Raw genomic sequence first — 26,997 nt, 5'->3', positions numbered from 1 at the left:
TCGACAAGGCCGTTGCTGACGGCGTTGTCTCCCGGAGATTGACATGATTTGGTTCCTTGAAGGGCAATCCAGCCAGCGTGAAGTGATCATGGGTGCGCGCGATGCGCTGCCTGCGTCGGTACAGATCATCGCTTCGCATCGTCAGCAGCGTTCCGAAATCACCGGGCAGGCCGATGTGGCGCTGCAAGAGCCGGTCGATAACGACGAGCGTATCGACTGGGTGCTGCAGACTGCTCGCTCGCTGGGCGTCAAGATTATTGTCGCCGGGCGTATAGGCAGCTTTTACGAAGCGCAGCGTGCGCGTTTTGTCGCTGAAGGGTTGGACCTCGTTACCGGCGGAACGTCCCTGCAGACCTTCATGGATGTCGATGACAAGAGTCGTTTCACGGCGGCGGCCGAGGCGGCGGGGCTGGCGTGTATTCCGGGGATTGCCGTCAGCAATGCCGAGGAGTTGCAGACGGCTTACGATGCGTTGGCGGTGTCTGGCGAGGTGTGTATCAAGCCGGTGGTCGGGATTTACGGGCGCGGCTTTTGGCGCTTCAAGACCGGCGTTGACGATTTTCGTTGTTTCGCCAACCCCGATGCGCGTGAGACGACCTTTCAGGCGTACCTTAATGCTTATCGTCAGGCTGATGACGTGCCGGACATGCTGCTCATGCCGTATATGCCGGGCAGTGAGTGTTCGGTAGACATGGTTTGCGAGCACGGCAAGGCGGTCGCCTTTGTCGGGCGGCGCAAGGTGGGGCTCAATCAGACTTTCGAGCGTGACAGCGAAGCGGTACAGCTGGCGGTACGTGCGGCGGAGCATTTTGCCTGCGACGGGCTGATCAATGTGCAGACCCGCGACGACGCGGATGGCAAGCCGCGCTTGCTGGAGATCAACCCGCGTTATTCAGGCGGCATTGGCTACACCCGTGAAACCGGCATCAACCTGCCGGGTATTTTCGCGGCCCGGCGTCTCGGCTTGAAAGAACCGGAAACACATTGGCTCGAAGATATCCGCGTCAAGGCCATCACGGTCGCTGTACGGGCCTCGGTTTGATCGTGATAATAGATTTTTGCTATCACTAATCGCTCTTATCAGGGAGGATCGGGCATGAAGCTTCTTGCGCCAGGTGCAAACACTGCTTTAGCTAACTCCCACTGCTCCTGGAACCTGGAGAGCGGTAAGTCTTCGGCTTTTGGTGAGTACGCAGCGGTCGCCTTGCTGGCGGTCAACGACAAACGCCAGCCAATGGGTGATCCGGCGCTGCTGCATCAGGAGCAGGGCTGGATGGAGTGGAGCGGCGGCCCTCAGGACGTTGGCTGCACGTTAAGGCTGGACAGGTTGCCGACGGGCAGTGATCGCGTGCTGCTGATGGTCTACGTCTACGCCGCCATGGGGCCGATCCGTGATATTGCCAGCCTGCACCTCAACGTGGATGGTGATATCGAGCACCGCCTGGACCTGCGCGATAACGGCGAAGCGGCGATCATCATCGGCGAGTTCTACCAGCGCAATGAGCAATGGAAATTCCGCGCGCTGAGCGAAGGCTCGGCGTATGGACTGTCGGCGTTCGGGCGCAAGATCGGTCTGGACGTGGACGACCGTCATCCGCGCCGCCCGTCTGCGGGTTCGGGAGTCGGGCCGCGGCATGAGTCGGCGACCGGCACGGCGTTCGTGGTCGGCCCGGCGCACGTCATGACCTGTGCGCATGTCATCGAAGACATGGGCGTGTTCTACATCACTTCACTGGAGGGCCGTTACAAGGCCGAGCCGGTGGTCATCGACCGTCGCAACGACATCGCGCTGCTGCGCGTGCAGGGCGCACCGCTGTTGTCTCCGGTTACATTCCGGGACGGGCAGGGCTGTGAGCCGGGTGATACCGTAGCGGTTTTGGGCTATCCACTGGCGTCCATTTCAGGTGGCGGGTTGCAGGTGACTCAGGGCGGGATCTCCGGTCTGTTCGGTCTGCACAACGATGCCAGCCTGTTTCAGTTCACGGCACCGATACAGCCGGGGTCCAGTGGCAGCCCGTTATTCGACAATGGGGGCGCGGTGATTGGCATGGTGACCTCAACCGTACCGGACGGGCAAAACATGAACTTCGCCGTGAAGTCCGCACTGTTGCTGGCCTTTCTGCAGGCGTGCCGCATCGACGCTGCGCATGCCCGCCCGGAAAGGTCCTACACCACCACAGAAATCTCACGCACCGCTCAGTCGTCGTTATGGCTCGTTGAAGCCTCTCGCCAATGAAGTTGGTGTTGCCTGGCTGGTCTGCAGGCGTCAGGGGCTGCGGCCCCGCTAATCAGGAATTTATCGATGGACAGCAGCGCAGCTTTTTCCAACCCTACAAAGCTTCGTGCTGATCTGCTTCGTGGTCGCCTCGATGTCAGCGTCGATTCGTCGACCATCGCTCCGGATTCACTGTTCGGCTTCGCCGAGCGGCGTAACCCCAAGCGCGCGTTTCTCTTCGTGTCCCGAGTCTTGGGGCGCCATATCCCTGCGCGTCCAGGCGTGATGCTGAAAAGTTTTCAGGACCTGGCGCACAAGATCCCCGCAGACCTGCCCGGTCCGGTGCTGGTCATCGGCATGGCCGAAACGGCTGTCGGCCTTGGTGCCGGCGTACACCGTGCCTACAGCGCAACGCGCCCGGATGCCTTGTACATGGTCAGCACGCGCCATCCGACCGGCAGCGCATTGTTTGCCCGCTTTGAAGAAGAGCACAGCCACGCCAGCGCTCATCTGATCCACCTGCCCGTTGATCCGGCGTTACGCGAGATGATGCTCGGTGCCCGTTCGCTGGTGCTGGTCGATGACGAGGCGTCGACGGGCAAGACCTTCATCAACCTGCATCAGGCGCTGGTCGAGGCCGGGTTGAGCAAGATCGAGCGCGTGGTGACCTGCGTGCTCACTGACTGGTCGGCGGGCGCGGTCAGTACCTCGATGGGCGCAGTGGCAGAGCAGGTTTCGCTGCTGCAAGGCTCTTACTCCTTTGATGAAGACGTAAGCGCGCCGCTGCCGGAGATGCCGGAAGTCGGCACCGTTGCCATGGGGGACTGGCCGCTGGTCACCGCCAACGATTGGGGACGCATGGGTGTGCTCTCGGTGGCCGATACGCTGGCACCCGGCATTACCGTCAAAAAGGGCGAGCGCATTCTGGTGGTTGGCACCAGTGAGTTCGTCTGGCGTCCGTTCCTGCTCGCCGAGCGTCTGGAGAAGGCCGGAGCCGACGTGCACTTCAGCTCCACCAGCCGTTCACCGATTGCACTCGGTCACGCCATCGGCCATGCGCTGTCGTTCTCCGACAACTATGGCCTGGGCATTCCCAACTTCCTCTACAACGTGCGGCCGGGTCAGTTCGACCGGGTGCTGATCTGTACCGAAACCCCAAGGCAGGCGGTGCCTGCCGAGTTGATCGAAGCACTGAACGCCGAGGTCATCTGCGATGAGTAACGACCGCCCGCTGATCTTCGTCGATCTGGACGACACCCTGTTCCAGACCGCACGCAAAACGCCGGCTGACATTGAAAAGCACGTCGCAACGCTGGACATCTCCGGTAATGCCAATGGCTACATGACCAATGTGCAGAAGTCGTTCGCGCACTGGCTGCTGGCGCATTCCGATGTGGTGCCGGTGACGGCGCGCAGTGTCGAGGCCTACAGCCGGGTCAAACTGCCGTTCACCGCAGGTGCGATCTGCTCCCATGGTGGCGTGATGCTCGATGTCATGGGACGGCTGGACCATGACTGGAACGAACAGATGAAACAGACCCTGGCCAGTTACCAGTCGCGCCTGCATGAGCTGTCGGCGACGACACTGGCGATCGGTCAGGAGCTGGGGTTTTCATTGCGCGGCTGGGTGGTCGAAGAGGCGCAGTTGTTCCATTACGTCGTGACCAAGCACAACGAGAGCGATGACAGCATCCTCGGCAAAGTGCTGGCCGAAGTGCAGGCGCGTGGCTTGCTCGACGGCATGCATATTCATGGTAACGGCAACAATCTGGCCTTTCTGCCCGAAGGGCTGGCCAAGCGTTACGCGGTTCAGGAGTGGCTGCGACGCGACAAAGCGATCAATGGCGAACGCCCGGTGCTCGGTTTTGGCGACAGCATTACCGATCTGGGTTTCATGGAGGAGTGCCACTGGTGGGCGACGCCTGCCCGCAGTCAGTTGGCGAAAATGTTTGTCGGAGCCGCGCATGAGTGATCCCGTTCACGGGCTCGATACGGTCGGTAGTGGCAGTTACCTGCACGACGACGTGCATTTCCTGTTGCGCGGCGTGGCGATGCAGACCACCAGCGTCGAGGAGAAGGAGCGCCTGATTCAGACGCGACAGAAGCACTATTCGGAAATGATCAGCGAGGAGTCAGCGCCCAGCGTCGCTCACAAGGCGCTGTATGAGCGGGCGCTCAAGCAGAACGGCGCGCGCATGGCCGAAGATGTACAGGCCCTGGCCCAGACGCTTGACCGCGATTGCACAGGCGCTGAAATCATTCTGGTGTCGTTCGTGCGCGCCGGTCTGCCGCTGGGTGTGCTGTTGCGACGGGCGCTGATCGATCTGGGCCGCGAAGCGCACCACTACGGCATCAGTATCGTCCGTGATCGCGGCATTGATACGGTGGCGCTTGAAGCCATTATTCAGGCCCACGGCGCGCAGAACATCGTGTTCGTCGACGGCTGGACCGGCAAGGGCGCGATTTCGGGGGAGATCCGTCGCAGTCTGGCGGGCGATACGCGCTTTCCGGATCAGCCACGGCTGGTGGTGCTGGCCGATCCGTGCGGCAGTGCCTGGCTGGCAGCGTCGGCAGAGGACTGGGTGATTCCGTCCGGCATTCTCGGTGCCACGGTGTCCGGTCTGGTGTCGCGCTCTATCTGGCCGACGGACGGCGGGCTGCACGGTTGCGTGGTGTACGAGCAGTTGCGCGACCACGACGTCACGCAGTCTTTTATTGAACAGATCGACAGCCAGCGTCGTCAAAACAGTTCTACGCTCACACTGACACCCTGGACGCTGCCTCAGCGAACCGAACTCAAGGCCGCCGCATTACAGGTGGTCGACCGTCTGGCCGAGCGCTTCGGGATCAATAACTTCAATCGCATCAAGCCGGGCATTGCCGAAGCAACCAGAGCCGTCATGCGCCGCGTGCCGGATCATGTACTGGTGCGCAACCTGGCTGACAGCGACGTGCAATTGCTGTTGCACCTGACCGAAAAAGCGGGGATTCCCGTCGAAGAAGTTGGCGATCTCCTGGGGCCCTATCGGGCTGTGACCATCATTCGGAGTCTGAGCTAATGGCCTTATTCTCGCCTTATGCGCTGGGGGCAACGCTGTACATGCCCGCGACCCGGGACGACATCGTCGATGTGGTGTTCGGTGAAAAGATTCCCGAGCTGCGTTCGCTGGTCGTCTGTCTGGAAGACGCCGTAGCACTGACCGATGTCGACACGGCGTTACTCAATCTTCGTCAGGTACTCACCCGTATCCGCGATCGTGGCGGTCGTCCGGCCGACGGTCCGCTGCTGTTCGTGCGTCCAAGAGACGCTGCGATGGCGCGAATTCTCAACGACTGGCCGCTGATGGCGCACGTCGACGGTTTCGTTGTTCCCAAGCTCTCGCTGAAAAGTCTGACGAACTGGGAGCAGGCCGTCACCAACCCGGCGCTGGCGTTGATGCCTACACTGGAAACCCCTGAAGTGTTCAATCCGACAGCGATGGTCGAGCTGGGGGAAGCCTTGAAGGCCAGTCTGTGCGAGCGGATCATTGCGCTGCGCATCGGGGGCAATGACTTGATGGGCTGCCTGGGGCTGCGCCGTAATCCGGCCATGACCCTGTATTCGACGCCGATGGGGTATGTCATCCCGATGCTGGCGGGTGTCATGGGTTCGCAGGGCTTTGCGCTTACCGCTCCGGTGTTCGAGCAACTGGCTACTCCGGACATTTTGGAGCATGAGCTGGCGCTGGATATTGCCAATGGATTGGTCGGTAAAACGGCAATTCACCCCTCGCAAGTCAATATCATTCAGAATGCGCTACGCGTCAGTCTGGAGGACATCAACTCCGCCCGGATGATTTTGAACTCTGTGGCCCCCGCAGTGTTCAAGTACAACGACGCGATGTGTGAACCGGCTACCCACTATAAATGGGCAACCCACATCATGGAGCGCGCCAAATGGCATGGAGTGTTATCCGCACCCGCTTCGATCATGGATGCCAGCATTCGACTCGCTGAGGCAGTTAGCTAGATGATAGAACCTGACCTTGAAACCGTAGAACCCGATCTTGAACCAGCAGGACCCGACCTTGAAATCGAAGTTGAACAACGCCTGTTGGCGGTTTTCGATTTTGACGGGACCATCACCCGACACGACAGCTTCGTGCCGTTTCTCAAGTTCGCCTTTGGGCAACGAGCCTTCTCTGTGCGTATGGCCCGGCTGGTATTGCCGAGCATCGGCTTTCTCGCCAAGCGCGTGACCCGCGACGAACTGAAAGGCCGCCTGATCAAGGCCTTCCTCAGTGGCGTCGAAGTGCAGTGGCTGCAGCAGAAGGCTGAAGCGTTCTGCCAGTCGCATTGGAAACGCCTGATGCGTCCTGCCGCGCTGGAGTCCATTGCCGCTGAAATCGAGAAGGGTGCCATTGTCACGCTTTGTTCAGCATCGCCTGCTATGGTCCTGCAACCTTTCGCTGATCGCCTGAAAGTAGAGCTGATCGGTACCAATCTGGAAGTGATCGACGGCAAGCTGACCGGCTTGATCGAAGGTAGCAACTGCCGTTGCGACTCGAAAGTTGCACGCCTGGAGAGCGTTTACGGGCCATTGACCCAGTTCCGGGTTCGCGCCTGGGGCGACACCCGAGGTGACCACGAATTGCTCGCCGCTGCTCAGGATGCGCACTGGCGTTTGTTCCATCCGACGTGGCGTCGAGGCCGCTATAAGGGCCCCGTTAACGCCAAGTTACACAATCCTGATGGCAAAGACGGGCCAACACGGTAAGGCTGTAACACTTTTATCCGAAATCCAACGTCACATGGAGCGAAAAATGGCACTCACTTTGGCAAAGAACCAGACGATCTCACTCGAGAAAACTGCTGGTACAGGCCTCAAGAAAGTCAGCATGGGACTTGGATGGGACCCTGAAAAAGCCAGTGGTTTCTTCGGTAAATTGCTCGGTGGTGGCGGCGGCGATATCGACCTGGATGCCTCGTGCATCATGCTCGACGCCGACAAAAAGCCCCTCGATCTGGTCTGGTTTCGCCAGCTGCAATCGCGTGACGGTGCCATTCAGCATTCGGGTGACAACCGTACCGGCGAAGGCGCAGGCGACGATGAAACCATCAGCGTCGATCTGGAAAGACTGCCTGCCACGGTCAAATACCTGGTGTTCACCGTCAATTCGTTCACCGGTCAGAATTTCGAAAAAGTCGCCAACGCCTACTGCCGTATTGTCGACTTGGGCAGCCGTAACGAACTGGGCCGCTTTGATCTGTCCGAAAAAGGTCAGCACACCGGCGTGGTGATGTCCTATCTGGCGCGCACCCCTGCAGGTTGGGATTTCACCGCAGTAGGGCAGGTCACCAATGGCCGTACTGCAGATGATCTGGTCGAGCTGGCGATCGGGGCTGTACGCGCATGACCCAACTTGTCCCGGGCGCCAATGCGCCGGTCGCTGCCGGCCCGCTGACGGTGGAAGTTATTTACTCTCCGCTCGCGGATGCGGATATCGATGTGTCTGCGTTCCTACTGACCGGTTCCGGCAAGGTCCGTGGCGATCAGGACATGTGTTTCTACGGCCAGAAAAGCGTGAACGGCGGTGCGCTGCAGCAGACGGAAGCGTCAGCCGGACGCGCAGTGTTCAGTCTTGATCCGAGCCGTCTCGACTCAGCCATCGAGAAGGTGGCTCTGACGGCGACCATCTATGAGAACAAGGCCAGTTTTGGCAGCGTGTCGCGCCTGGCCTTGAACATCACCGGTGGTATCGAAGCCGATATCCCTACCAGCGGCATGAAAGAAACCGCGTTGATTCTGGGCGAGTTCTACCTGCGTCAGGGGGCATGGAAGTTCCGTTGCGTGGCCCAGGGTTTTGCTGGCGGCCTTGAGCCATTGGCAAAAAACTTCGGCGTTGAAGTCGCCGCGCCGCAGGATCAGCCTGCACCTGCACCTGCACCTGCACCTGCACCTGCACCTGTTCCAGCGCCTGTGCCCAAGTCGACCGTCAGTCTGAGCAAGATTACGCTCGACAAGACCCGTGCTTCGATCAGTCTGGAAAAATCCAGTGCCGGTTTCGGTGAGATTCGGGTCAACCTGAACTGGAACCGTCGTAACGACAGCAAGGGCGGTGGCTTCTTCTCTATGAAGAAGAGCAATGCCATCGACCTTGATGTAGGCTGCCTCTTCGAAATGCAGGACGGTCTCAAAGGCGCTGTTCAGGCGCTGGGCAACTCGTTCGGTTCGCTCAACACCGAGCCGTTCATCAAGTTGATGGGCGATGACCGTACCGGCTCGATCAGCGACGGTGAGTGGCTGCATATCAATGGCGCGCACTGGAGCAAGATCCGTCGCATTCTGGTCTACGCGTTCATCTATGAAGGTGCGCCGAACTGGAAGGAAACCGACGGGGTCGTCACCATTCACGCGCCGGGCCAGCCGCCCATCGAGGTTCGCCTCAATGAAGAGGGCGGTCGCCAGGGCATGTGTGCCATTGCCCTGCTGGAAAATGACAACGGTGCGGTCAAGGTGACGCGTCGTGTGGATTTCCATAACGGCCACAGCAACATGGATAAAGCCTACGGATGGGGCATGCGCTGGGCTGCCGGTTCCAAGTAAACATACCGTGGTATTTCTGGGCTGGCTGTGCCGCCTCATGGGAGATAGACATGCTGGACTGGTTGAAAACAAACGCAACAGCTGCTCGCGACAAGCTGGCTTCGGAAGTCTCGAAGTTCAAGAATCGCGAATTCATGGAGGCTGTGGTTTCCGGCTGTGCTCTGGTATCGGCCGCAGACGGTGATATCAGCTCCAGTGAAAAGCAGAAAATGGCCGGCTTCATTCAGAACTCTCAGGAACTGAAAGTTTTCGACATGAAGGACGTCATCCAGGGCTTCCAGGAAGCCTGCTCAAAGTTCGAGTTCGATTTTGAAATTGGTCGTGCCGAGGCCTTGAAAACCATCGGCAAGATCAAAAAGAAAGAAGATGCAGCCCGTTTGCTGGTGCGCGTCTGCTGTGCTATCGGCGGCGCCGATGGCAGCTTCGATGAGAAAGAGCGGGAAGTCTGCCGCACGATCTGTCGAGAGCTTGGCCTCAACCCGTCCGATTTCGACCTCTAATTTTTTACCCTAAGGAACGCAGTTAAATGGAAAGCACCTCTCTAGGCTTCCCTCCACTCACGATGGCGGTTTTCGTCGGTCTGGCCGTTACGGCCATGGCTATCGACATGTTCTCCCACCGGGGAAACAAGCCAATCACCCTCGCGCAAGCCTCGGCGTGGTCGATTTTCTGGGTCGCCATTTCGCTGGCCTTCGCCGGTTTCCTGTATGTCCAGCACGGCTCTGAAGTCGCCACGCTGTTCGTGACCGGTTATGCGCTGGAAAAAGTGTTGAGCGTCGACAACCTGTTCGTGTTCATGGCGTTGTTCTCCTGGTTCAAGATTCCGGATGGCCTGCGCCACCGCGTTCTGTACTGGGGCATCATCGGTGCCATCGTCTTCCGCGGCATCTTCGTCGCCATCGGTACCGGCCTTCTGGCGCTGGGCCCATGGGTCGAAGTGGTGTTTGCGGTCATCGTTGCCTGGACAGCCATCATGATGCTCAGGGCGGGCGATGACGACGACGAAGAAGTCGACTACTCGCAACACATGGCTTATCGCTTCGCCAAGAAGCTGTTCCCGGTGTGGCCAAAACTGCACGGCAGCAACTTCTTCGTTCGTCGCTCGGTTCTTGAGCAGGAAGTCAAAAAGCCTGAAAACGCCGGTATCACGCTGGCGGCCAAAGGCGCTCTGTTCGCGACCCCGCTGTTCCTGTGTCTGGTTGTGGCGGAAATCTCCGACGTGCTGTTCGCGTTCGACTCCGTGCCTGCAATCATTGCCGTGAGCCGCGAGCCGCTGATCGTGTTCTCGGCCATGCTGTTCGCGATTCTCGGTCTGCGTACCCTGTACTTCGTTCTGGAAGCCCTCAAGCGCTACCTGGTGCACCTGGAGAAAGCGGTTATCGCCTTGCTGTTCTTCATCGCCGTCAAACTGGGCCTGAATGCAACCAACCACCTGTTCCATCACGGTTACGAGATCAGCGCCAACACCAGCCTGCTGGTTGTGGTCGTCGTATTGATCATCGGTATCGTTGCAAGCCTGCTCTTCCCGGGCAAAGACGAATCCGCGGAAGAAAAAGCGTAAACACTGGATAAAGGAGATAAACGAATCATGGCTTTGACTCTGCAAAAAGGTGGCAACCTTTCGCTGTCGAAAACCGACCCTACCCTGACCAACGTATTGATCGGTCTGGGCTGGGATCCGCGAGCCACTGACGGACAGGATTTCGACCTGGACGCCAGCGCATTCCTGTTGGCCGCCAATGGCAAGGTCCGCAGTGAAGCTGACTTCATTTTCTACAACCAGCTCAAGAGCGCCGACGGTTCTGTCGAGCACACCGGTGACAACCGTACCGGTGCTGGCGACGGCGATGACGAAGTCCTCAAGGTCGATCTGGCCCGTGTCCCTGCCGATGTGGAGAAAGTTGTTTTCGTCGTGACCATTCACGACGCAGACAGCCGCAAGCAGAACTTCGGTCAGGTGGGTGGCTCGTTCATTCGCGTATTGAATGAGCAGTCAGGTTCTGAAGTTGTTCGCTATGACCTGGCAGAAGACGCTTCCACTGAAACCGCGATGATTTTCGCCGAACTGTACCGCAACAATGGCGAGTGGAAGTTCCGCGCCGTGGGTAGCGGTTTTGCCGGTGGACTGAAAGCCGTAGCCAACTCTTTCGGCATGAATTTCTGATTCACGCCCAACCACTTTTCTGGAAAGGATCAAGAACATGGCAGTAAGTCTGAGTAAAGGTGGCAACGTTTCCCTGTCCAAAGAGGCCCCTGGCCTGACAGAAATCACCGTGGGCCTGGGCTGGGATCCGCGTGTGACCGATGGCACCGAGTTCGACCTGGATGCTTCGATCTTCATCGTTGGCGAAAATGGCAAAGTGCTGGACGACAGCAGCTTCATCTTCTACAACAACAAGAAGTCGGCTGATGGTTCGGTCGAGCACCTGGGCGATAACCGTTCAGGCGCTGGCGAAGGCGATGACGAGTCGGTAACGGTCAAGCTCACTGGCCTGGCAGCGGCAGTGAAGAAGCTGGTTTTCGCGGTCACCATCCATTCCGCTGAAGAGCGCAAGCAAAGCTTTGGCCAGGTTTCCAACGCTTACATCCGCGTTGTGAACAAGGCTGACGGCAAGGAAGTTGCTCGTTACGACCTGTCGGAAGATGCATCGACCGAAACCGCGATGATCTTCGGCGAGTTGTATCGCAATGGCGAAGAGTTCAAGTTCAAGGCCATTGGCCAGGGCTTTGCCGGCGGTCTGAAGCCGTTGGCAGAAGCTCATGGCGTGGCAATCGGCTAAACCCGAGCAGCGCCCAATAAAAACCCCCGCCAGCGATGGCGGGGTTTTTTTATTGGGTGCTGATCATAGCTATCGTTCCTCACGCTCCAGCGTGGGAATGCATGTCGCGTCGCTCTGCGTCGTCAAGAGGACGCGGAGCGTCCGGAACGGCATGCGACGCAGAGCGCCGCACGATAGTTGCAAGTGCGCAACACAGTCTTCGGTCCAATAACGTAGTGCTGAGGTTAACGTTCGCTTCTGCCCACACCCGATGGTCCTGCGGCCAGCATGCGCCCGGCCAGTCGGGAGAAGGGCAGGCTTTGCAGCCATACTGTGCCGGGGCCGGTCAGTCTGGCGAAGAAAACCCCTTCGCCGCCGAACAGCATCGACTTGATGCCGCCACCGACCGTGCGGATATCGTAATCGACGGTCTGGGTCATGGCTGCCAGGCATCCGGTGTCGACGTCCAGCGCTTCGCCTGCCGCCAGTTCGATCTTGCGCACCGTGCCGCCCATGTGCACGAACACCCAGCCGTCACCTTCCAGCTTTTGCAGGATGAAACCTTCGCCCCCGAACAGACCGGTGAGGATTTTCTTCTGGAACTGTATACCGATGGAGACGCCCTTGGCGCCAGCCAGAAAACTGTCTTTCTGACAGATCAGCCTGCCGCCGAAGTCGCGCAGGTTGAGCGGCAGTATCGTGCCGGGGTAGGGCGCTGCAAACGCCACGCGGCCCTTGCCTGAACCCTGTTGCGAAAACACCGTAGTGAACAGGCTCTCGCCGGTCAGCATGCGCTTGCCTGCACCGAACAGCGAACCCAGCAGCCCGGACGATTGATTGCTGCCGTCGCCGAAGATGGTCTCCATCTGCACGTCGCAGGTCTTGTACATCATCGCTCCGGCTTCGGCGACGGCGCTTTCGCCAGGGTCAAGCTCCAGTTCGATGAACTGGGTTTCCGTGCCGTACAGCTTGAAGTCCACGCCATCGGTGGTCTGCGCCAGGCCATAGCCGCCCGAGGCGTTCGGGTCGGGCGTAAACGAAGGGCGTCTGGCGGGCACAGAGGCCGGCGCGGGTGTCGGGGCTGCCTGCGCCGGCAGCGCGGACGGCCTGGGCTGGATCATGTCCGGCGTCGGATCAGGAAAAGGCGTCACCCCGTCCTTCTTCATGGCGCGCACCTGCGGCACCTGATAGATCGGCTGCCAGTCCGGCATGCCCTGCTTCCAGCACCACGCGCCGGGCGACTCACGGGCAATCAGCCGCGCAGCATCCGCGTCCATCGGGCCGAGTTGCTTGCCCGCGTTCATCACAAACCATTGTTCCAAAGCGTCTACTCCCGAGCGAATAGTGACAGTTGGCTGTGCGCGATGCGTCAGAGGCTCAGGCGCATGGACAGGTCCACAGCTTTCACGTCCTTGGTCATCGCACCGATGGAAATGTAATCGACACCCGTTTCTGCAATCACCCGCAGGGTGTCGTCATTGATGCCGCCGCTGGCTTCAAGGCTGGCACGGCCTGCGGTAAGGCGCACAGCCTCGCGCATGTCATCAAGGCTCAATTCATCGAGCATGATGATGTCGGCGCCTGCGTCCAGCGCCTGCCTGAGCTCACTCAGGCTTTCCACCTCGACTTCCACAGGCTTGCCGGGGGCAATCCGGTGCGCCGCTTCTATTGCCTGAGCGATGCCGCCACAGGCTGCGATATGGTTTTCCTTGATCAGAAAAGCGTCGTAGAGCCCGATGCGATGGTTATGACAGCCGCCGCAGGTGACCGCGTATTTCTGCGCCAGGCGCAGGCCCGGCAGGGTCTTGCGGGTATCCAGCAGTTTGACCTGAGTGCCCGCGACCATGTCCGCGAAGTACTGCGCCCGGGTGGCCACTCCCGAGAGCATCTGCAGGAAATTGAGCGCGCTGCGTTCGCCGGTCAACAGCGAGCGGGCCGGGCCTTCAAGGTGAAACAGCGCCTGATTGGGACTGACACGGTCGCCATCGGTCACTTGCCAGTGCACGGCGACGCGCGGGTCCAGTTGCCGGAAGACCGCATCGACCCAGGCAGTACCGGCGATCACCGCTGCATCGCGGGAAATGATAGTGGCCTTGGCCAGCCGTTCTGCCGGAATCAGTTGGGCGGTGATATCGCCGCTGCCGACATCCTCCAGCAATGCGCGACGCACATTGGCCTCGATCTCGGCGGTCAGGTCGGCAATTCGTAAATTCGGCATAGCGGGCTCCAGTAGCAAAGTCGTTCGAGTATAAGGCACCGCATCCCGCTTACCCACCAGCGCCATGCCAGGGTGTTACCCCTGGAAACGTGCAGTTGGTCGGTTTGGCAAATTCGTTTGCGATGGAAAGCGAATATCGCGGTCTATCGCTGCACATGAATGCCTTGCCGCTTCCTTCGCGAGAGTGAAAGAAAAGTCTCACTGGCGTTGATGACAAGTTTTGAAAGATAATCCGACTTGTAATTGACGCCATGAGTTTGACGTTGCGCAAGGCCAAGGGGGTCGCTTCACAGTGCGAGGGTAACAAGCCACGTTTGTGATGGGGTTCAGGTTGTTTCCTGTCAGGGGGTGTAATGCCAAACGACGAAAAAGTAGTGCCGTTGAGCAAATCGTTCCCTTTGCAGGGGGCGGGTACTCCGTTGGCCCGGTTACCCGTTGTGTTGTTGCAGGTTCGCGACAAGGCGGCCCAGCAGCTCAAGGATGCATTGCAGGCGTTGTTCGATAACGCCGACGATACGCTGTTCGAAATGGCTGACCGCGCCCGCAGCAACACTGAGCAGAACATCTTTTTTGAAGCCATACGTGACCTGCGCCTCAAGCGCAAAAGCATAGAACGTGGCTTCCTCGACAAGTTCTACGAGTCCTTTCTGGTCCTGGGCCAGTATCAGATTCAGGAGCCTGTGCTTCCGGCCCCTGTGTCCTTCGACAAGCTGTCGCTGGTGCACAACGACGATCTCGAGAAGACCGTGGCCGTGGACGCTATGGTCAGCAAGGTCATGAGCCGTGACGCCCTCGCTCTGGGTCAGCTCACTGCACGCCTGAACGTGCTCATTCCGCAAGCCATTGCCGAAGACTCCAACCCCCTGGGGCCGGCGATGCTGTGCAGGTTCTTTCTGGACGCCGGGCGCAGCCTTGGCGTCGAGATCAAGGTCAAACTGATCATTCTCAAACTGTTCGAGAAGTACGTCCTGGCCAATACGGACGACCTGTACAGCGAAGCCAATCAGTTGCTGATTGCCACAGGTGTATTACCGAACATGAAAGCATTGCCGGCCCGTCGTTCATCCGACAGGGCGGCGCCCAGAAGTCGTGTCTCCGAGATGTCCGACCCTGCCCTGAACGAAGCCGCCGACAAGCTCGACAAGGGTGTGCAGGAGGTCTTCTCGGCCTTGCAGGAACTGCTGCTGCACGTGCGCGGTAATCTCGCGCCGCGTCATGAGCCCAACGCTGAAGTGCGTCCGATTTCCAGCCGGGACCTGCTGCGCCTGCTGTCTCACTTGCAGCAATATGTGCCGTCGCAGGACACTTCAGACGATTTCGACCTGCGCAATCAGTTGGAACAACTGCTGACGCGAGTCAACGTCAAGACCGGCAAATCCAGAATCGTCGGTGTCGGTGACGAGGACGTCATCAACCTGATCGCCATGCTGTTCGAGTTCATTCTCGATGACCGCAACCTGACGCCTTCATTGCGTGCTTTGATCGGGCGCCTGCAGATTCCGATGCTCAAAGTGGCGGTCATCGACAAGAGCTTCTTCAGCCGCGGCAGTCATCCTGCCCGTCGCCTGCTTAACGAAATTGCCACTGCCGCATTGGGCTGGGGCGGTCGTGACGACTATCAGCGCGACTCGCTGTATCAGCGTGTCGAGCAGATCGTGCAGCGCCTGCTCAATGATTTTGTCGATGACCCGGCAATTTTTTCCGAGTTGCTGGCGGATTTTCTGGCCTTCACCAGTGACGAGCGTCGCCGCAGCGAGTTGCTCGAGCAGCGCACCCGCGATGCCGAAGAAGGGCGCGCCCGTGCCGAATTGGCCAGGCAGCAGGTGCAGCATGAGCTGAATCAGCGCCTATTGGGCAAAACCTTGCCCGAGGTGGTTGTGCGGCTGTTGCAGGAGGCCTGGAGCAAGGTCCTGCTGTTGACCTGTCTCAAGCATGGCGAAGAGTCCAGCGAGTGGCAGGCCGGGCTGGAGACCATGGACGAGTTGATCTGGAGCGTCGAGCTGCACGACGACCCGCAGGCTCTGCAGCGCTTGCTGGAGCTGGTTCCGGGACTGCTCAAGTCGCTGCGTGATGGCTTGACCAGCGCCGCGTTCGACCCGTTTGCCACCAGCGAATTCTTCAGCCAACTGGAGTCGCTGCATGTCCAGGCTTTTCAGCACTTCTCGCGCTTGCAGGAAGGCGAGGGCGATACCGTTCAGGCAGACGGCCTGGCCGTCGAAGGCCCGCCGATGATGGCGGTGGTCGAGGAAATCGTTCTGATTACTCCTGAAGAGCAGATGCTCAATGAACCGGTGGTTCAGCTACCCGACGACGATGCAGGCCTGCAGATGGTCGACAAGTTGCGGGTCGGTTGCTGGGTCGAGATTCAGGAAGATGAAGAGCACAAGCTGCGTTGCAAGTTGACCGCGATTGTCGAGCCTACCGGACGTTATGTGTTCGTCAATCGTACCGGCATGAAGGTTCTGGAAAAGACCCGCACCGGCCTTGCCGTCGAATTTCGTCGCGGTGCGGTGCGTATTCTCGACGACGCGCTACTCTTCGATCGGGCTCTGGAGTCCGTCATCAGCAACCTGCGCAACCTCAAGGGCGCCTGATTGACTGATTAAAGCTATCGTTCGTCTGCGCTGCTGATCGTCAGGCAGCCGATTGACCAGCGTGCCGACGCCTCGCGTTGGCACGTGCCAGTGACGCTCCGTCACAGATCCCTGCATCTACGGCGTCTTTCCTACATCGCGGATCCGTACCCCAACCCCCACGTCAGCTGCTGTCACGGGCATAATCAGCGCTACTTATTTACCCCCGTTCAAGGAGCATTCATGCAACTGGACTCCGCAAGCGGCTGGTGCGACGGCGTGCAGCATTGCCCCTCGCCCAACTTCAATGCGCGACCCGAAGGCGAAATCTCGCTGCTGGTGATCCACAACATCAGCCTGCCGCCAGCGCAATTCAAGACCGGCAAGGTGCAGGCTTTCTTTCAGAACCGGCTCGACACCGACGAGCATCCCTACTTTGTGGGGATTGCCGATCTGCGCGTTTCAGCGCATTTTCTGATTGAACGTGATGGCGAGGTCATTCAGTTCGTCTCTTGTCTTGATCGTGCGTGGCACGCCGGTGTTTCCTGTTTTCAGGGCCGGGAAGGGTGTAATGACTTTTCTGTCGGCATCGAACTGGAGGGGACGGATGACCAGCCTTTCACCGATGCGCAATACCACGCGCTGATCGACCTGACGCGACAGTTGCGCCAGGCATTCGAGGCGATCACCCCCGAGCGTATCTGTGGTCACAGTGACGTGGCACCGGGACGCAAGACTGATCCTGGGCCCTGTTTTGACTGGGCCAGGTTTCGAGCGGCTTTGCTGGATTGATGTGAGGGACGAACAATGAGTTTTCTGGTGCTACTGCTGGCCGTTCTTATCGAAAAGTTTTCTGCCCTGCGTCAGCGCGTTCAGCGTGACGGGCCGTGGCTGAAAGAACTGGCAAAGCTCGAGGCCAGCCCGCGGACCTCGACACGTCCCTGGTTGATGCTGGCGCTGCTGGTGCTCGTGCCCGTGCTGATCCTGCAACTGGCGCTGACCATCATCGGCTCGGTAGCCTATGGCTGGCTGGTTCTGCCCATTCACCTGCTGGTGTTGATCTACAGCCTTGGCCGGGTGGATCTGGTTGCGGTGCTCGGGCCGTTTCGCGATGCCTGCCGACGTGGCGATGCGCAGGCTGCGGTGCACGTGGCCGAGCGCGACATGGGCGTGCAGGCGGACAACAGCGAGCAATTGCTGCAGGGTGTGCAGGGCTACCTGCTCTGGCAGGCGTTTCAGAGTTTCTTCGCCGTGATTTTCTGGTACTTCGTACTCGGCCCGGTGGCTGCGCTGGCCTACAGGCTATTGGCACTTGCTGCCGAGCACGGCAAGACTCCAGCACTGGTCGAGCGTGCAGGGCAGTTGCGCCATGCCTTTGACTGGGTACCGGTCAGGTTGCTCGCCGCCAGCTTCGCATTGGTCGGCAATTTTGTGGCGGTCACCCGGGTGATGCTGCATGAACTGCTGAACTGGAACATCAGCGCTGCACAACTGATTACGCGCGTTGGCTGCGCTGCCAGCGAGGTCCCGCCGCCGATGATGGGCGCGCAGGGCGTCACCGGCCTCGACATGCTCTGGGAGCTGCTGGTACGTGCGGCGGTGGTCTGGTACGCAGGGTTTGCCCTGTGGACCCTTCTGCTCTGATCCGATCCTGGCCGCACGGGTCAGGCAGGTGACATCAGGTGTGTGACAGGCGAGGCCAGTCGAACAGTTCGCAGGCGTTGTCCGTGCTCGCCTGGGCCAGTCGCTGGGGGCTGATCTTCATCAGCTCCGCGATGGCCTCGCAAATGTCGGGCAAGTGCTGCGGGCTGTTGCGCTGGTAGGGATGCATGGCGGGCGCCATGTCCGGTGAGTCGGTTTCCAGCACCACGCTGTCCAGCGGCAGTTCGGCGATGACCCGATGCATGCGCAGTGCCTGCGGCCAGGTCGCCGCTCCGCCCAGACCCAGTTTGAACCCCAGTTTGATGTATTCGCGTGCCTCTTCGCGGCTGCCGGCAAAGGCGTGAATGATGCCGCTGCGTTTTGGTTTGTGGCGCTTGAGCGTCGAGATCACATCGGCATGGCTGCGGCGCACGTGCAGCAAGGCGGGCAGGTTGAAGTCCGCTGCCAGCTGCAATTGCGCGTCAAAGAGCGTCTGCTGACGCGCCTTGTCCGGGCGCTCTACGTAATAATCCAGACCGATCTCACCCACCGCACATAACTGCGGATGGCCTTTCAGGCGCGTCAGCCAGTTGCCCAGCTCGATCAGGTGTTCGGTACGGTGCTCATCGATGTACACCGGATGCATGCCGAACGCTGCGTGCAGGGCGGGGTTGGCTTCGGTCAGTTCCCAGAGCCGCTGCCAGTTACGCTGATACACCCCAAGCACCACCATGCGCTCAACGCCAAGCGTCAGACAGTTGTCCAGAACCTGAGCGCGGTCGGCATCGAAATCCGGAAAATCCAGGTGGGTATGGGTATCGATCAGCGTCACAGTCACGCCTCGTGAATACGTTGCTTGAAAGCCCTGGCAATCGCGTGCACGCCGGGCTGGTAATCGTCCTTCTCGATAGCGGCCAGCGCCAGTTGCAGGGCCTTGTCGGCGATCAACTGGTGTTGCTGGGCCATGGCGTTGACGGGCAACGGCAGAAAATCGAGCAACTGCGTATCGCCGAAGGTGCCCAGATGCAGTGGAGGCGATTGCAGCACCTGACTTTGCAGCACATCGAACACGCCTTGCAGCAGCACATAAGACGTTGTGATCAACGCGTCCGGAAAATGCCCCTGGCGCTGTAGCAGTTCGGTCATCAAACGCTGACCACACTGGCGGCTGAACGCTTCGCCGTGCTCGATGATGGTGGCGCCGGTAAACCCGTCGAGTGCATGTTCGAAGCCGGCTGCACGCGCGCGACTGATGCTCAGTTCAGGGCGTGCGCCGATCAGGGCGATATGTCGCGGTCGGGTTTGCAGGAGGCTGTGGGTCAGTTGCTGGCAGGCGTCATGGTCATCGCTGACCACCGAGCAGAAAAACTCGGGATTCATTTCCCGGTCGATGGCGATGATCGGCGTGCCCTTGAGCTGCAATTCCCGGTAGCTGTCGTCACCGGTCGGCAGGCAGCTGGCCACCAGCAGCGCGTCGCAACGGCGGGCGCGGAACAGCTGCAACAGTTGCAGTTCGCTGGCGGGGTCGTCATCGGAGCTGGCGATCAGCAATTGATAACCGAGGCTGCGCGCGCCTTGCTCGAGCAATTTGGCAATGCGTGCATAGCTGGGGTTTTCCAGGTCGGGCAGGATGAAGCCCAGTGTCTTGCTGTGGCGGCTGCGCAGACCCGCCGCTTGCGGGTTGGGTCGGAAGTCGTGCTGCTCGACCACGGCTTTGACACGCTCGACCGTTGCCGGACTGATGCGCTGTTTTTCGGCCTTGCCATTGATCACGTAACTGGCCGTAGTGACAGAAACACCTGCCAGACGTGCGATATCGCTCAGTTTCACCCCGGAATTTCCTTTTATTAGGTACGCGGCTCAGGACAATCGAGTTATTTTTTTCATGGCGCTGATCTTTACACCAGACCGTAGGAAATTCCCAAGTACTTCACGTATTTTGGGAATTGTCCCACAGTGATCGCGCCGTCCGGGCTTCAATGAATCCGCAGAATCGAGTAACGTGCCGGGCAATTCTAGATTAAACGATTCAGCACGCCTGTTGTCTGCTGCAATCGAGATGAAAGTGATGTCCGATACGATGCTCGGAAAGATATCACCCTCATCCCCCCTAAGCTGTCGATCACGTGATCGTCATTAAAACAAGAATCAGGTGGCGCCTTGGCGCTGCACAGGAGTCAAGGCAATGCTCGAACTCACTCTGGAGCAAATATCCATGGCCCAGTCGGCTGTGGATAAAACTGCCGCACTTAAGCTGATTGCCGACCACCTGGTCGCTGATGGTCTGGTTGCCGAGGGCTACCTCACCGGGCTGATGAACCGTGAGCAGCAAGGCTCGACCTTTCTCGGCCAGGGCATCGCCATCCCACACGGTACACCCGAAACCCGCGACCTGGTGTTTACCACCGGTGTGCGTCTGATGCAGTTCCCCGAAGGGGTGGACTGGGGCGACGGACAAATGGTTTACCTGGCGATTGGTATCGCTGCCAAATCCGACGAGCACTTGCGTTTGCTGCAACTGCTGACGCGCGCACTGGGTGAAGAGGACCTCGGCCAGGCGCTGCGCGAAGCGAAGACCCCGGAAGACCTGCTCAAGCTATTGCAGGGCGCTCCGCAGGAACTGGCACTCGACGCCCAGATGATCAGCCTCGGCGTTTCGGCCGACGATTTCGAAGAACTGGTCTGGCGCGGCGCACGCCTGTTGCGCAAGGCCGACTGCGTGAGCAACGGTTTTGCCGCCGTGCTCCAGCAAGTGGAGGCGTTGTCGCTGGGTGATGGCCTCTGGTGGCTGCACAGCGAGCAAACCGTCAAGCGTCCCGGTCTGGCGTTCGTCACCCCCGACAAACCCATGCGCTACCTGGGTCAGCCGCTGACCGGTCTGTTCTGCCTGGCCAGCCTCGGTGAGGCGCATCAGGCGCTGCTCGAGCGTCTGTGTCTGTTGCTGATCGAAGGCCGTGGCCACGAGTTGGGTCACGCCACCAACAGTCGCGCCGTGCTGGAAGCGCTCGGCGGCGAACTGCCCGCCGAGTGGCCGACCCGGCAGATTCAGCTGGCCAACGCCCATGGCCTGCACGCTCGCCCGGCGAAGATACTGGCGCAGTTGGCCAAGGAGTTTGACGGCGAGATCCGCATGCGTGTGCTGGAAACCGGCGAAGCCGCCGTGTCGGCCAAGAGCCTGAGCAAGCTGCTCAGCCTCGGTGCGCGCCGTGGTCAGACGCTGGAATTCATTGCCGAGCCGACCATCGCCGACGACGCGTTGCCAGCCCTGATCGCTGCCGTTGAGCAAGGTCTGGGCGAGGAAGTCGAACCCTTGCCTGCTGTCTCGCAGACCGAGGCTGCGCCAGCGCCGGCCCCGGCGGCTGCCAAACCGCTCAGCGCTCCTCCAGCAGGCAGCGTGTTGCAGGCCGTGTCTGCTTCACCTGGCATTGCCATGGGGCCGGCGCATATTCAAGTGCTGCAAAGCTTCGATTATCCCCAGCGGGGTGAGTCGGTGGCTGCCGAGCGCGAGCGCTTGCACAAGGCGATTGGCGAAGTGCGCAGCGATATCGAAAATCTCATTCAGCGCAGCAAATCAAAGGCCATCCGGGAAATCTTCATCACCCACCAGGAGATGCTCGAAGACCCGGAACTGACCAACGAAGTCGAGGTGCGCCTCAATAACGACGAAAGCGCGGCGGCTGCGTGGGCCACGGTCATCGAGACCGCTGCCGTTCAGCAGGAACAGCTACAGGACGCGTTGCTGGCCGAGCGCGCCGCAGACCTGCGTGACGTCGGTCGCCGCGTACTGGCGCAGATCTGTGGCGTCGAAACCGTTGCGGCCCCGGACGAACCCTACATTCTGGTGATGGACGAAGTCGGCCCGTCCGACGTTGCCCGTCTCGACCCGGCGCAGGTCGCCGGTATTCTTACCGCACGTGGCGGTGCCACCGCGCATAGCGCCATCGTGGCGCGTGCGCTGGGCATTCCTGCACTGGTAGGGGCTGGTGATGAAGTGTTGCTGCTCAAGCCGGGCACCGTACTGCTGCTCGACAGCCAGCGCGGACGGCTGACCGTCGCGCCTGACGAGGCGACTCTGCAGCGCGCAGTTCAGGACCGTGACGCGCGTGAGCAGCGTCTCAAGGCGGCAGCCGAAGCACGCATGGAGCCCGCCGTGACGCGCGATGGTCATGCTGTCGAAGTTTTCGCCAATATCGGCGACAGCACCGGCACACCGGCCGCCGTGGAGCAGGGCGCGGAAGGCGTCGGCCTGCTGCGTACCGAACTGCTGTTCATGGCGCATTCCCAGGCGCCCGATGAAGCTACGCAGGAAGCTGAATACCGCCGCGTGTTGACCGATCTGGGCGGGCGTCCGCTGGTGGTGCGTACGCTGGACGTCGGTGGCGACAAGCCGCTGCCTTACTGGCCGATCGCCAAAGAGGAAAACCCGTTCCTCGGCGTCCGCGGTATCCGTCTTACCCTGCAGCGCCCTGACGTCATGGAAAGCCAGCTTCGCGCCCTGTTGCGTTCGGCAGACAGCGGCCCGCTGCGCATCATGTTCCCGATGATTGGCACGCTTGAAGAGTGGCGTCAGGCGCGGGACATGACCCAGCGCCTGCGCGAGGAAATTCCGGTCAGCGACCTGCAACTGGGGATCATGATCGAGGTGCCATCGGCGGCGCTGATCGCTCCGGTGCTGGCGAAGGAAGTGGACTTCTTCAGCATCGGCACCAATGACCTGACGCAATACACCATGGCCATCGACCGCGGCCACCCGACGCTGTCGGCCCAGGCTGACGGCCTGCACCCGTCGGTGCTGCAACTGATCGACATTACCGTGCGCGCTGCGCATGCCAACGGCAAATGGGTGGGCGTGTGCGGTGAGCTGGCTGCAGACCCGCTGGCCGTGCCGATTCTGGTCGGTCTGGGCGTGGATGAATTGAGTGTTTCGGCGCGCAGCATTGGCGAGGTCAAGGCCTGCGTACGTGAACTGACCCTGAGCAGCGCTCAGCAACTGGCGCAAAATGCGCTGACGGCGGGCAGCGCCGCTGAAGTCCGCGCGCTTGTGGAGGCTGTGTAATGGCGAAGATTCTTACCCTGACCATGAACCCGGCGCTGGACCTGACTGTGCAGTTGGGGCAGTTGGAGCTGGGCCAGGTCAACCGCAGCACGGCGATGCTCACTCACGCCGCGGGCAAAGGCCTGAATGTGGCGCAGGTGCTGGCTGATCTGGGCCATGACCTGACCGTTGCCGGTTTTCTCGGTGTTGATAATCAGCAAGCGTTCGAGGCGTTGTTCGAGCGCCGTCAGTTCGTCGACGAGTTTGTCCGGGTGCCGGGCGAAACGCGCAGCAACATCAAGCTGGCCGAAGGCAGTGGCCGCATCACTGACTTGAACGGCCCGGGCCCCCAGGTTAGTGAAGAGGCGCAGCAAGCGCTGTTCACTCGCGTTGAACAGATCGCTCAGGGTTTCGACGTGGTGGTCGTGGCGGGCAGTCTGCCGCGCGGTGTCACGCCGGAGTGGCTGCAAAAACTGTTGCTGATGCTCAAGGACCTCGGTCTGAAAGTGGCGCTGGACAGCAGTGGTCTGGCCTTGCGTGCCGGTCTGAAGGCCGGGCCCTGGCTGATCAAACCCAATACCGAAGAGCTGGCTGATGCGCTCGACGCACCGATCATCTCCATCGCTGCACAAGCCGAGGCGGCTGCGCGTTTGCAGGCGCAGGGCATCGAGCATGTGGTGATCTCTCAAGGCTCCGAAGGCGTGCACTGGTTCAGCCCGAGCGTGGCACTGCATTCACTGCCGCCCAAGGTCACCGTGGCCAGTACGGTCGGTGCGGGTGACTCGCTGCTGGCAGGCATGGTGCACGGCTTGATCAGCGGTCAAGAGCCGCAGAAGACCTTGCGCACTGCCACAGCGATTGCCGCCATGGCGGTGACCCAGATCGGTTTCGGTATCACCGATGCCGCGCAACTCAAACGGCTTGAAGGCGGCGTCACTGTACGCAGCCTTTCAGAACAATAAGAGAGGATCGTCATGAAGTTAGCCATAGTTACGGCCTGCCCGAACGGCAAGGTCAGCAGCGTACTCAGCGCACGATTGCTCGAAGCGGCGGCCCTGCGCCAGGGCTGGGAAACCAGCGTCGAAATCATCGATCCCAATAAGGCCGATCAGCACTTGTCCGCTCAGGACATCGAAGCCGCCGATCTTGTCCTGGTGGTCAATACCGGTCCTGTGGACCTGAGCCGCTTTGTCGGCAAACGCCTGTTTCAGGATTCGCCTGCGCATGCGTTGCAGGATGTCGACAGTTTTCTGCAGCGCGCCGAGCGAGAAGCGCAGGTGCATGTGGCGTCCGAAGCAGCGGCGCCTCAGGCAAGCGGTGATACGGGCGCGCAACCGCGCATCGTTGCGATCACGGCTTGTCCGACCGGCGTCGCGCACACGTTCATGGCGGCCGAAGCGATCCAGCAGGCTGCCAAGCGTCTGAATTACGACCTGCAAGTCGAAACCCAGGGTTCGGTCGGTGCACGCAACCCGCTCAGCGCCAAGGCCATCGCCGATGCCGACGTGGTGCTGCTGGCGGCGGATATCGAGGTCAATACCGACCGCTTTGCCGGCAAGAAGATCTACCGTTGCGGCACCGGGATCGCCCTCAAGCAGTCCGAGGCGACCCTGAAAAAAGCCTTGGCGGAAGGGCAGGTGGAATCCGATGAGGCCACCGCCAAGTCACCCGCCAGACAAGAAAAGACGGGCGTCTACAAGCACCTGCTGACCGGCGTGTCGTTCATGCTGCCGATGGTCGTGGCAGGCGGGCTGTTGATCGCTCTTTCCTTCGTGTTCGGTATCACCGCGTTCAAAGAGCCGGGCACGCTGGCTGCGGCACTGATGCAGATCGGTGGGGAAGCGGCGTTCAAACTGATGGTGCCGTTGCTGGCCGGTTACATCGCCTATTCGATTGCTGACCGTCCGGGGCTGGCACCCGGCATGATCGGTGGTCTGTTGGCGAGTACGCTGGGTGCCGGGTTCATTGGCGGTATCGTTGCAGGCTTTCTGGCCGGTTACAGTGCTGCCGCGATCAACCGCTACGCACGTCTGCCGGCCAGTGTCGAAGCGCTCAAGCCGATTCTGATCATCCCGTTGCTGTCGAGCCTGTTCACCGGTCTGGTGATGATTTACGTGGTCGGCAAGCCGGTTGCCGGGATGCTCGAAGCGTTGACGCACTTCCTCGACAGCATGGGCACCACCAACGCGATCCTGTTGGGCGTGGTGCTGGGCGCAATGATGTGCGTCGACCTCGGTGGGCCGATCAACAAGGCGTCCTATGCGTTCTCGGTCGGTTTGCTGGCGTCCCAGAGCTACGCGCCGATGGCCACAGCGATGGCTGCCGGTATGGTGCCGCCCATCGGCATGGGCATCGCCACGATCCTGGCTCGCCGCAAGTTCGCCCAGAGCGAGCGTGAAGCAGGCAAGGCGGCGTTCGTGCTGGGGCTGTGCTTCATCTCGGAAGGTGCCATTCCCTTCGCTGCCAAGGACCCGTTGCGGGTGATTCCGGCCAGTGTCGTGGGTGGCGCGCTGACGGGTGCGTTGTCGATGTACTTCGGTTGCAAGCTGATGGCACCGCATGGTGGCCTGTTCGTGATGCTGATCCCCAACGCGATCAACCATGCGCTGCTTTATCTGGTGGCGATCATCGCCGGCAGTGTGCTGACCGGCGTGATCTACGCGCTGATCAAGCGTCCGGAGCCTGCTGACATGGAAGTGGCGCCCGCAGCCGCCTGATGATGCAAGGCGCGGGCTGTCCCGCGCCTTCTGCCTGCCCTAGCGCTCCAGCGCCAGGGCAACCCCCTGACCACCACCGATGCACAGCGTGGCCAGGCCCTTCTTCACATCGCGCCTGATCATCTCGTGCAGCAGTGTCACCAGCACGCGGCAGCCCGACGCGCCAATGGGGTGGCCAAGGGCGATAGCGCCACCATTCACGTTGAGCTTTTGCGGATCCAGCCCCAGCTCCTTGCCCACCGACAGGGATTGTGCGGCAAAGGCTTCGTTGGCTTCGATCAGGTCCAGTTCGGCCAGCGACCAGCCAGCCTTGTCCAGGCAGCGACGCGTGGCACTGACCGGCCCGATGCCCATGATGGCCGGGTCGACACCGGCGTTGGCATACGCGGCGATGCGCGCCAGCACCGGCAAACCCAGTTGCTCGGCCTTGGCGGCACTCATCAGCATCACGGCGGCAGCCCCGTCGTTCAGCGACGAGGCATTGCCGGCGGTGACCGTGCCGTCCTTTTTGAAGGCGGGCTTGAGCTTGGCCAGGGTCTCGGCGGTGGTGCCGGCGCGGGGCTGCTCGTCTGTTGCAAAGGACAGCGGATCACCCTTGCGCTGGGGGATCAGGATCGGCGTGATCTCATCGGCGAAGCGTCCGGCTTCAATCGCAGCCATCGCCTTTTGCTGAGACAAGGCGGCGAACTCGTCCTGGGCTTCACGACTGATGTCGTACTGCTTCGCGAGGTTCTCGGCGGTGATGCCCATGTGGTAATCATTGAATGCATCCCACAGGCCGTCAGTGATCATTGTATCGACCATGCTGGCGTGGCCCATGCGCAGACCGGTGCGCGCGCCCGGCAGCACGTAGTTGGACAGGCTCATGTTTTCCTGGCCGCCGGCGATGATGATCTCGGCGTCGCCGCAGCGGATCGCCTGGGTCGCCAGGTGCAGGGCCTTGAGGCCGGAGCCGCAGACCTTGTTCAGGGTCATGGCCGGTACCGAGAAGGGCAGGCCGGCCTTGATGGCTGCCTGTCGCGCCGGGTTCTGACCAGCGCCTGCGGTCAGCACCTGACCCATGATGACTTCATCGACCTGCGCGCCGTCCACGCCGGTGCGGGCAAGCAGTTGACGAATGACCGCTGCGCCGAGGTCGACTGCGGCGACAGAGGCCAGTGAGCCCTGAAAGCTGCCCACGGCGGTACGGGTGGCGGCGACGATAACGACGTCGAGCATGGTGCTGATCCTCATTGTTATTGAGCGCTCATGGT

The 26,997-nt window shown here is 60.6% G+C and carries 24 protein-coding genes; 19 read left to right on the top strand and 5 right to left on the bottom strand.

Annotated features, from left to right (window positions below; translation table 11 throughout):
- Positions 1 to 43 precede the first annotated feature (43 nt).
- The 13 genes from ACW55A_RS21255 (at position 44) to ACW55A_RS21195 (ending at position 11,581) form a co-directional block, all read left to right on the top strand.
- Positions 44 to 1,042, top strand: coding sequence for an ATP-grasp domain-containing protein (locus ACW55A_RS21255; RefSeq protein ID WP_455809580.1), 999 nt, complete (start codon positions 44 to 46; stop codon positions 1,040 to 1,042).
- A gap of 54 nt (positions 1,043 to 1,096) precedes the next feature.
- Positions 1,097 to 2,236 carry a trypsin-like peptidase domain-containing protein gene (locus ACW55A_RS21250; protein WP_498811577.1) on the top strand — a complete coding sequence of 380 codons (1,140 nt, stop codon included), beginning with the start codon at positions 1,097 to 1,099 and terminating at the stop codon, positions 2,234 to 2,236.
- A 66-nt stretch (positions 2,237 to 2,302) separates the two neighbouring features.
- Positions 2,303 to 3,436: a phosphoribosyltransferase domain-containing protein gene (locus ACW55A_RS21245; RefSeq protein WP_498811576.1), complete on the top strand. Its 1,134-nt coding sequence runs from the start codon at positions 2,303 to 2,305 to the stop codon at positions 3,434 to 3,436.
- Positions 3,429 to 4,187 (top strand): HAD family hydrolase, encoded by a 759-nt coding sequence (locus tag ACW55A_RS21240; RefSeq protein ID WP_003430718.1) that lies wholly within the window; start codon positions 3,429 to 3,431, stop codon positions 4,185 to 4,187. Before ACW55A_RS21245 ends, ACW55A_RS21240 begins: the two co-directional genes overlap by 8 nt.
- The gene (locus ACW55A_RS21235; protein WP_046719953.1) at positions 4,180 to 5,274 is read left to right on the top strand and encodes a cysteine protease StiP family protein; all 1,095 of its coding nucleotides are present in this window, start codon (positions 4,180 to 4,182) and stop codon (positions 5,272 to 5,274) included. Before ACW55A_RS21240 ends, ACW55A_RS21235 begins: the two co-directional genes overlap by 8 nt.
- Positions 5,274 to 6,224: an HpcH/HpaI aldolase/citrate lyase family protein gene (locus ACW55A_RS21230; RefSeq protein WP_003371290.1), complete on the top strand. Its 951-nt coding sequence runs from the start codon at positions 5,274 to 5,276 to the stop codon at positions 6,222 to 6,224. The genes ACW55A_RS21235 and ACW55A_RS21230 overlap by 1 nt, the downstream gene beginning before the upstream one ends.
- Positions 6,225 to 6,971: an HAD-IB family hydrolase gene (locus ACW55A_RS21225; protein ID WP_003371292.1), complete on the top strand. Its 747-nt coding sequence runs from the start codon at positions 6,225 to 6,227 to the stop codon at positions 6,969 to 6,971.
- 34 nt (positions 6,972 to 7,005) lie between these two features.
- Complete coding sequence (locus tag ACW55A_RS21220; RefSeq protein WP_499140635.1) at positions 7,006 to 7,611, top strand: TerD family protein; 606 nt, start codon at positions 7,006 to 7,008, stop codon at positions 7,609 to 7,611.
- Positions 7,608 to 8,801 (top strand): TerD family protein, encoded by a 1,194-nt coding sequence (locus tag ACW55A_RS21215; protein ID WP_498811575.1) that lies wholly within the window; start codon positions 7,608 to 7,610, stop codon positions 8,799 to 8,801. The genes ACW55A_RS21220 and ACW55A_RS21215 overlap by 4 nt, the downstream gene beginning before the upstream one ends.
- The gene (locus ACW55A_RS21210) at positions 8,768 to 9,301 is read left to right on the top strand and encodes a tellurite resistance TerB family protein (RefSeq protein ID WP_498811574.1); all 534 of its coding nucleotides are present in this window, start codon (positions 8,768 to 8,770) and stop codon (positions 9,299 to 9,301) included. Before ACW55A_RS21215 ends, ACW55A_RS21210 begins: the two co-directional genes overlap by 34 nt.
- A gap of 26 nt (positions 9,302 to 9,327) precedes the next feature.
- On the top strand, positions 9,328 to 10,362 hold the full coding sequence (locus ACW55A_RS21205; RefSeq protein ID WP_003371301.1) for a TerC/Alx family metal homeostasis membrane protein: 1,035 nt from the start codon (positions 9,328 to 9,330) through the stop codon (positions 10,360 to 10,362).
- 27 nt (positions 10,363 to 10,389) lie between these two features.
- A complete protein-coding gene (locus ACW55A_RS21200; RefSeq protein ID WP_003371302.1) occupies positions 10,390 to 10,965 on the top strand; it encodes a TerD family protein in 576 nt (191 codons plus the stop codon).
- A gap of 37 nt (positions 10,966 to 11,002) precedes the next feature.
- The gene (locus ACW55A_RS21195; protein WP_003371304.1) at positions 11,003 to 11,581 is read left to right on the top strand and encodes a TerD family protein; all 579 of its coding nucleotides are present in this window, start codon (positions 11,003 to 11,005) and stop codon (positions 11,579 to 11,581) included.
- A 224-nt stretch (positions 11,582 to 11,805) separates the two neighbouring features.
- On the opposite strand, the gene ACW55A_RS21190 is transcribed toward ACW55A_RS21195, so the two are convergent.
- Complete coding sequence (locus ACW55A_RS21190; protein ID WP_003430709.1) at positions 11,806 to 12,882, bottom strand: TIGR00266 family protein; 1,077 nt, start codon at positions 12,880 to 12,882, stop codon at positions 11,806 to 11,808.
- A gap of 47 nt (positions 12,883 to 12,929) precedes the next feature.
- Entirely contained in the window at positions 12,930 to 13,778 is an 849-nt protein-coding gene (gene nadC / locus ACW55A_RS21185; protein ID WP_044310142.1) for a carboxylating nicotinate-nucleotide diphosphorylase, read from the bottom strand.
- 353 nt (positions 13,779 to 14,131) lie between these two features.
- On the opposite strand from nadC, the gene ACW55A_RS21180 reads away from it, so the two are divergent.
- From ACW55A_RS21180 to ampE, 3 genes are all read left to right on the top strand, one after another.
- Positions 14,132 to 16,372, top strand: coding sequence for a DUF1631 domain-containing protein (locus ACW55A_RS21180; RefSeq protein ID WP_498811573.1), 2,241 nt, complete (start codon positions 14,132 to 14,134; stop codon positions 16,370 to 16,372).
- 222 nt (positions 16,373 to 16,594) lie between these two features.
- Positions 16,595 to 17,143, top strand: coding sequence for a 1,6-anhydro-N-acetylmuramyl-L-alanine amidase AmpD (ampD, locus tag ACW55A_RS21175; protein ID WP_003430703.1), 549 nt, complete (start codon positions 16,595 to 16,597; stop codon positions 17,141 to 17,143).
- 15 nt (positions 17,144 to 17,158) lie between these two features.
- On the top strand, positions 17,159 to 17,995 hold the full coding sequence (gene ampE, locus ACW55A_RS21170) for a regulatory signaling modulator protein AmpE (RefSeq protein WP_003371314.1): 837 nt from the start codon (positions 17,159 to 17,161) through the stop codon (positions 17,993 to 17,995).
- 34 nt (positions 17,996 to 18,029) lie between these two features.
- Here the strand turns inward: ampE and ACW55A_RS21165 are convergent, their stop codons facing one another.
- Together ACW55A_RS21165 and cra are read right to left on the bottom strand one after the other, a co-directional pair.
- Positions 18,030 to 18,824 (bottom strand): TatD family hydrolase, encoded by a 795-nt coding sequence (locus tag ACW55A_RS21165; RefSeq protein ID WP_074809160.1) that lies wholly within the window; start codon positions 18,822 to 18,824, stop codon positions 18,030 to 18,032.
- 2 nt (positions 18,825 to 18,826) lie between these two features.
- Positions 18,827 to 19,822, bottom strand: a complete 996-nt coding sequence (cra, locus tag ACW55A_RS21160) for a catabolite repressor/activator (protein WP_003371318.1) — start codon at positions 19,820 to 19,822, stop codon at positions 18,827 to 18,829.
- A 355-nt stretch (positions 19,823 to 20,177) separates the two neighbouring features.
- Here cra and ptsP point away from each other — a divergent pair, with 355 nt between their 5' ends.
- The 3 genes from ptsP to ACW55A_RS21145 are packed head-to-tail and all read left to right on the top strand — an operon-like array spanning position 20,178 to position 25,744.
- A complete protein-coding gene (gene ptsP / locus ACW55A_RS21155; protein WP_455809575.1) occupies positions 20,178 to 23,048 on the top strand; it encodes a phosphoenolpyruvate--protein phosphotransferase in 2,871 nt (956 codons plus the stop codon).
- Entirely contained in the window at positions 23,048 to 23,989 is a 942-nt protein-coding gene (pfkB, locus tag ACW55A_RS21150) for a 1-phosphofructokinase (RefSeq protein ID WP_003430696.1), read from the top strand. The genes ptsP and pfkB overlap by 1 nt, the downstream gene beginning before the upstream one ends.
- Positions 23,990 to 24,001: 12 nt before the next feature.
- Complete coding sequence (locus tag ACW55A_RS21145) at positions 24,002 to 25,744, top strand: PTS fructose-like transporter subunit IIB (protein ID WP_003430694.1); 1,743 nt, start codon at positions 24,002 to 24,004, stop codon at positions 25,742 to 25,744.
- 39 nt (positions 25,745 to 25,783) lie between these two features.
- Here the strand turns inward: ACW55A_RS21145 and ACW55A_RS21140 are convergent, their stop codons facing one another.
- Positions 25,784 to 26,962 (bottom strand): acetyl-CoA C-acetyltransferase, encoded by a 1,179-nt coding sequence (locus tag ACW55A_RS21140; RefSeq protein ID WP_455809574.1) that lies wholly within the window; start codon positions 26,960 to 26,962, stop codon positions 25,784 to 25,786.
- Positions 26,963 to 26,997: the final 35 nt, after the last annotated feature.

This window comes from Plantibacter cousiniae (nom. nud.) (assembly GCF_977070315.1).
This window is presented reverse-complemented; position numbering and strand designations above follow the sequence as displayed.

Excerpts from the sequence above, each read along its gene's own strand:
- ACW55A_RS21255 (WP_455809580.1), top strand. The coding sequence starts at position 44 with ATGATTTGGTTCCTTGAAGGGCAATCCAGCCAGCGTGAAGTGATCATG.
- ACW55A_RS21250 (WP_498811577.1), top strand. The coding sequence starts at position 1,097 with ATGAAGCTTCTTGCGCCAGGTGCAAACACTGCTTTAGCTAACTCCCAC.
- ACW55A_RS21245 (WP_498811576.1), top strand. The coding sequence starts at position 2,303 with ATGGACAGCAGCGCAGCTTTTTCCAACCCTACAAAGCTTCGTGCTGAT.
- ACW55A_RS21240 (WP_003430718.1), top strand. The coding sequence starts at position 3,429 with ATGAGTAACGACCGCCCGCTGATCTTCGTCGATCTGGACGACACCCTG.
- ACW55A_RS21235 (WP_046719953.1), top strand. The coding sequence starts at position 4,180 with ATGAGTGATCCCGTTCACGGGCTCGATACGGTCGGTAGTGGCAGTTAC.
- ACW55A_RS21230 (WP_003371290.1), top strand. The coding sequence starts at position 5,274 with ATGGCCTTATTCTCGCCTTATGCGCTGGGGGCAACGCTGTACATGCCC.
- ACW55A_RS21225 (WP_003371292.1), top strand. The coding sequence starts at position 6,225 with ATGATAGAACCTGACCTTGAAACCGTAGAACCCGATCTTGAACCAGCA.
- ACW55A_RS21220 (WP_499140635.1), top strand. The coding sequence starts at position 7,006 with ATGGAGCGAAAAATGGCACTCACTTTGGCAAAGAACCAGACGATCTCA.
- ACW55A_RS21215 (WP_498811575.1), top strand. The coding sequence starts at position 7,608 with ATGACCCAACTTGTCCCGGGCGCCAATGCGCCGGTCGCTGCCGGCCCG.
- ACW55A_RS21210 (WP_498811574.1), top strand. The coding sequence starts at position 8,768 with ATGGGGCATGCGCTGGGCTGCCGGTTCCAAGTAAACATACCGTGGTAT.
- ACW55A_RS21205 (WP_003371301.1), top strand. The coding sequence starts at position 9,328 with ATGGAAAGCACCTCTCTAGGCTTCCCTCCACTCACGATGGCGGTTTTC.
- ACW55A_RS21200 (WP_003371302.1), top strand. The coding sequence starts at position 10,390 with ATGGCTTTGACTCTGCAAAAAGGTGGCAACCTTTCGCTGTCGAAAACC.
- ACW55A_RS21195 (WP_003371304.1), top strand. The coding sequence starts at position 11,003 with ATGGCAGTAAGTCTGAGTAAAGGTGGCAACGTTTCCCTGTCCAAAGAG.
- nadC (WP_044310142.1), bottom strand. The coding sequence starts at position 13,778 with ATGCCGAATTTACGAATTGCCGACCTGACCGCCGAGATCGAGGCCAAT.
- ACW55A_RS21180 (WP_498811573.1), top strand. The coding sequence starts at position 14,132 with ATGCCAAACGACGAAAAAGTAGTGCCGTTGAGCAAATCGTTCCCTTTG.
- ampD (WP_003430703.1), top strand. The coding sequence starts at position 16,595 with ATGCAACTGGACTCCGCAAGCGGCTGGTGCGACGGCGTGCAGCATTGC.
- ampE (WP_003371314.1), top strand. The coding sequence starts at position 17,159 with ATGAGTTTTCTGGTGCTACTGCTGGCCGTTCTTATCGAAAAGTTTTCT.
- ptsP (WP_455809575.1), top strand. The coding sequence starts at position 20,178 with ATGCTCGAACTCACTCTGGAGCAAATATCCATGGCCCAGTCGGCTGTG.
- pfkB (WP_003430696.1), top strand. The coding sequence starts at position 23,048 with ATGGCGAAGATTCTTACCCTGACCATGAACCCGGCGCTGGACCTGACT.
- ACW55A_RS21145 (WP_003430694.1), top strand. The coding sequence starts at position 24,002 with ATGAAGTTAGCCATAGTTACGGCCTGCCCGAACGGCAAGGTCAGCAGC.
- ACW55A_RS21140 (WP_455809574.1), bottom strand. The coding sequence starts at position 26,962 with ATGCTCGACGTCGTTATCGTCGCCGCCACCCGTACCGCCGTGGGCAGC.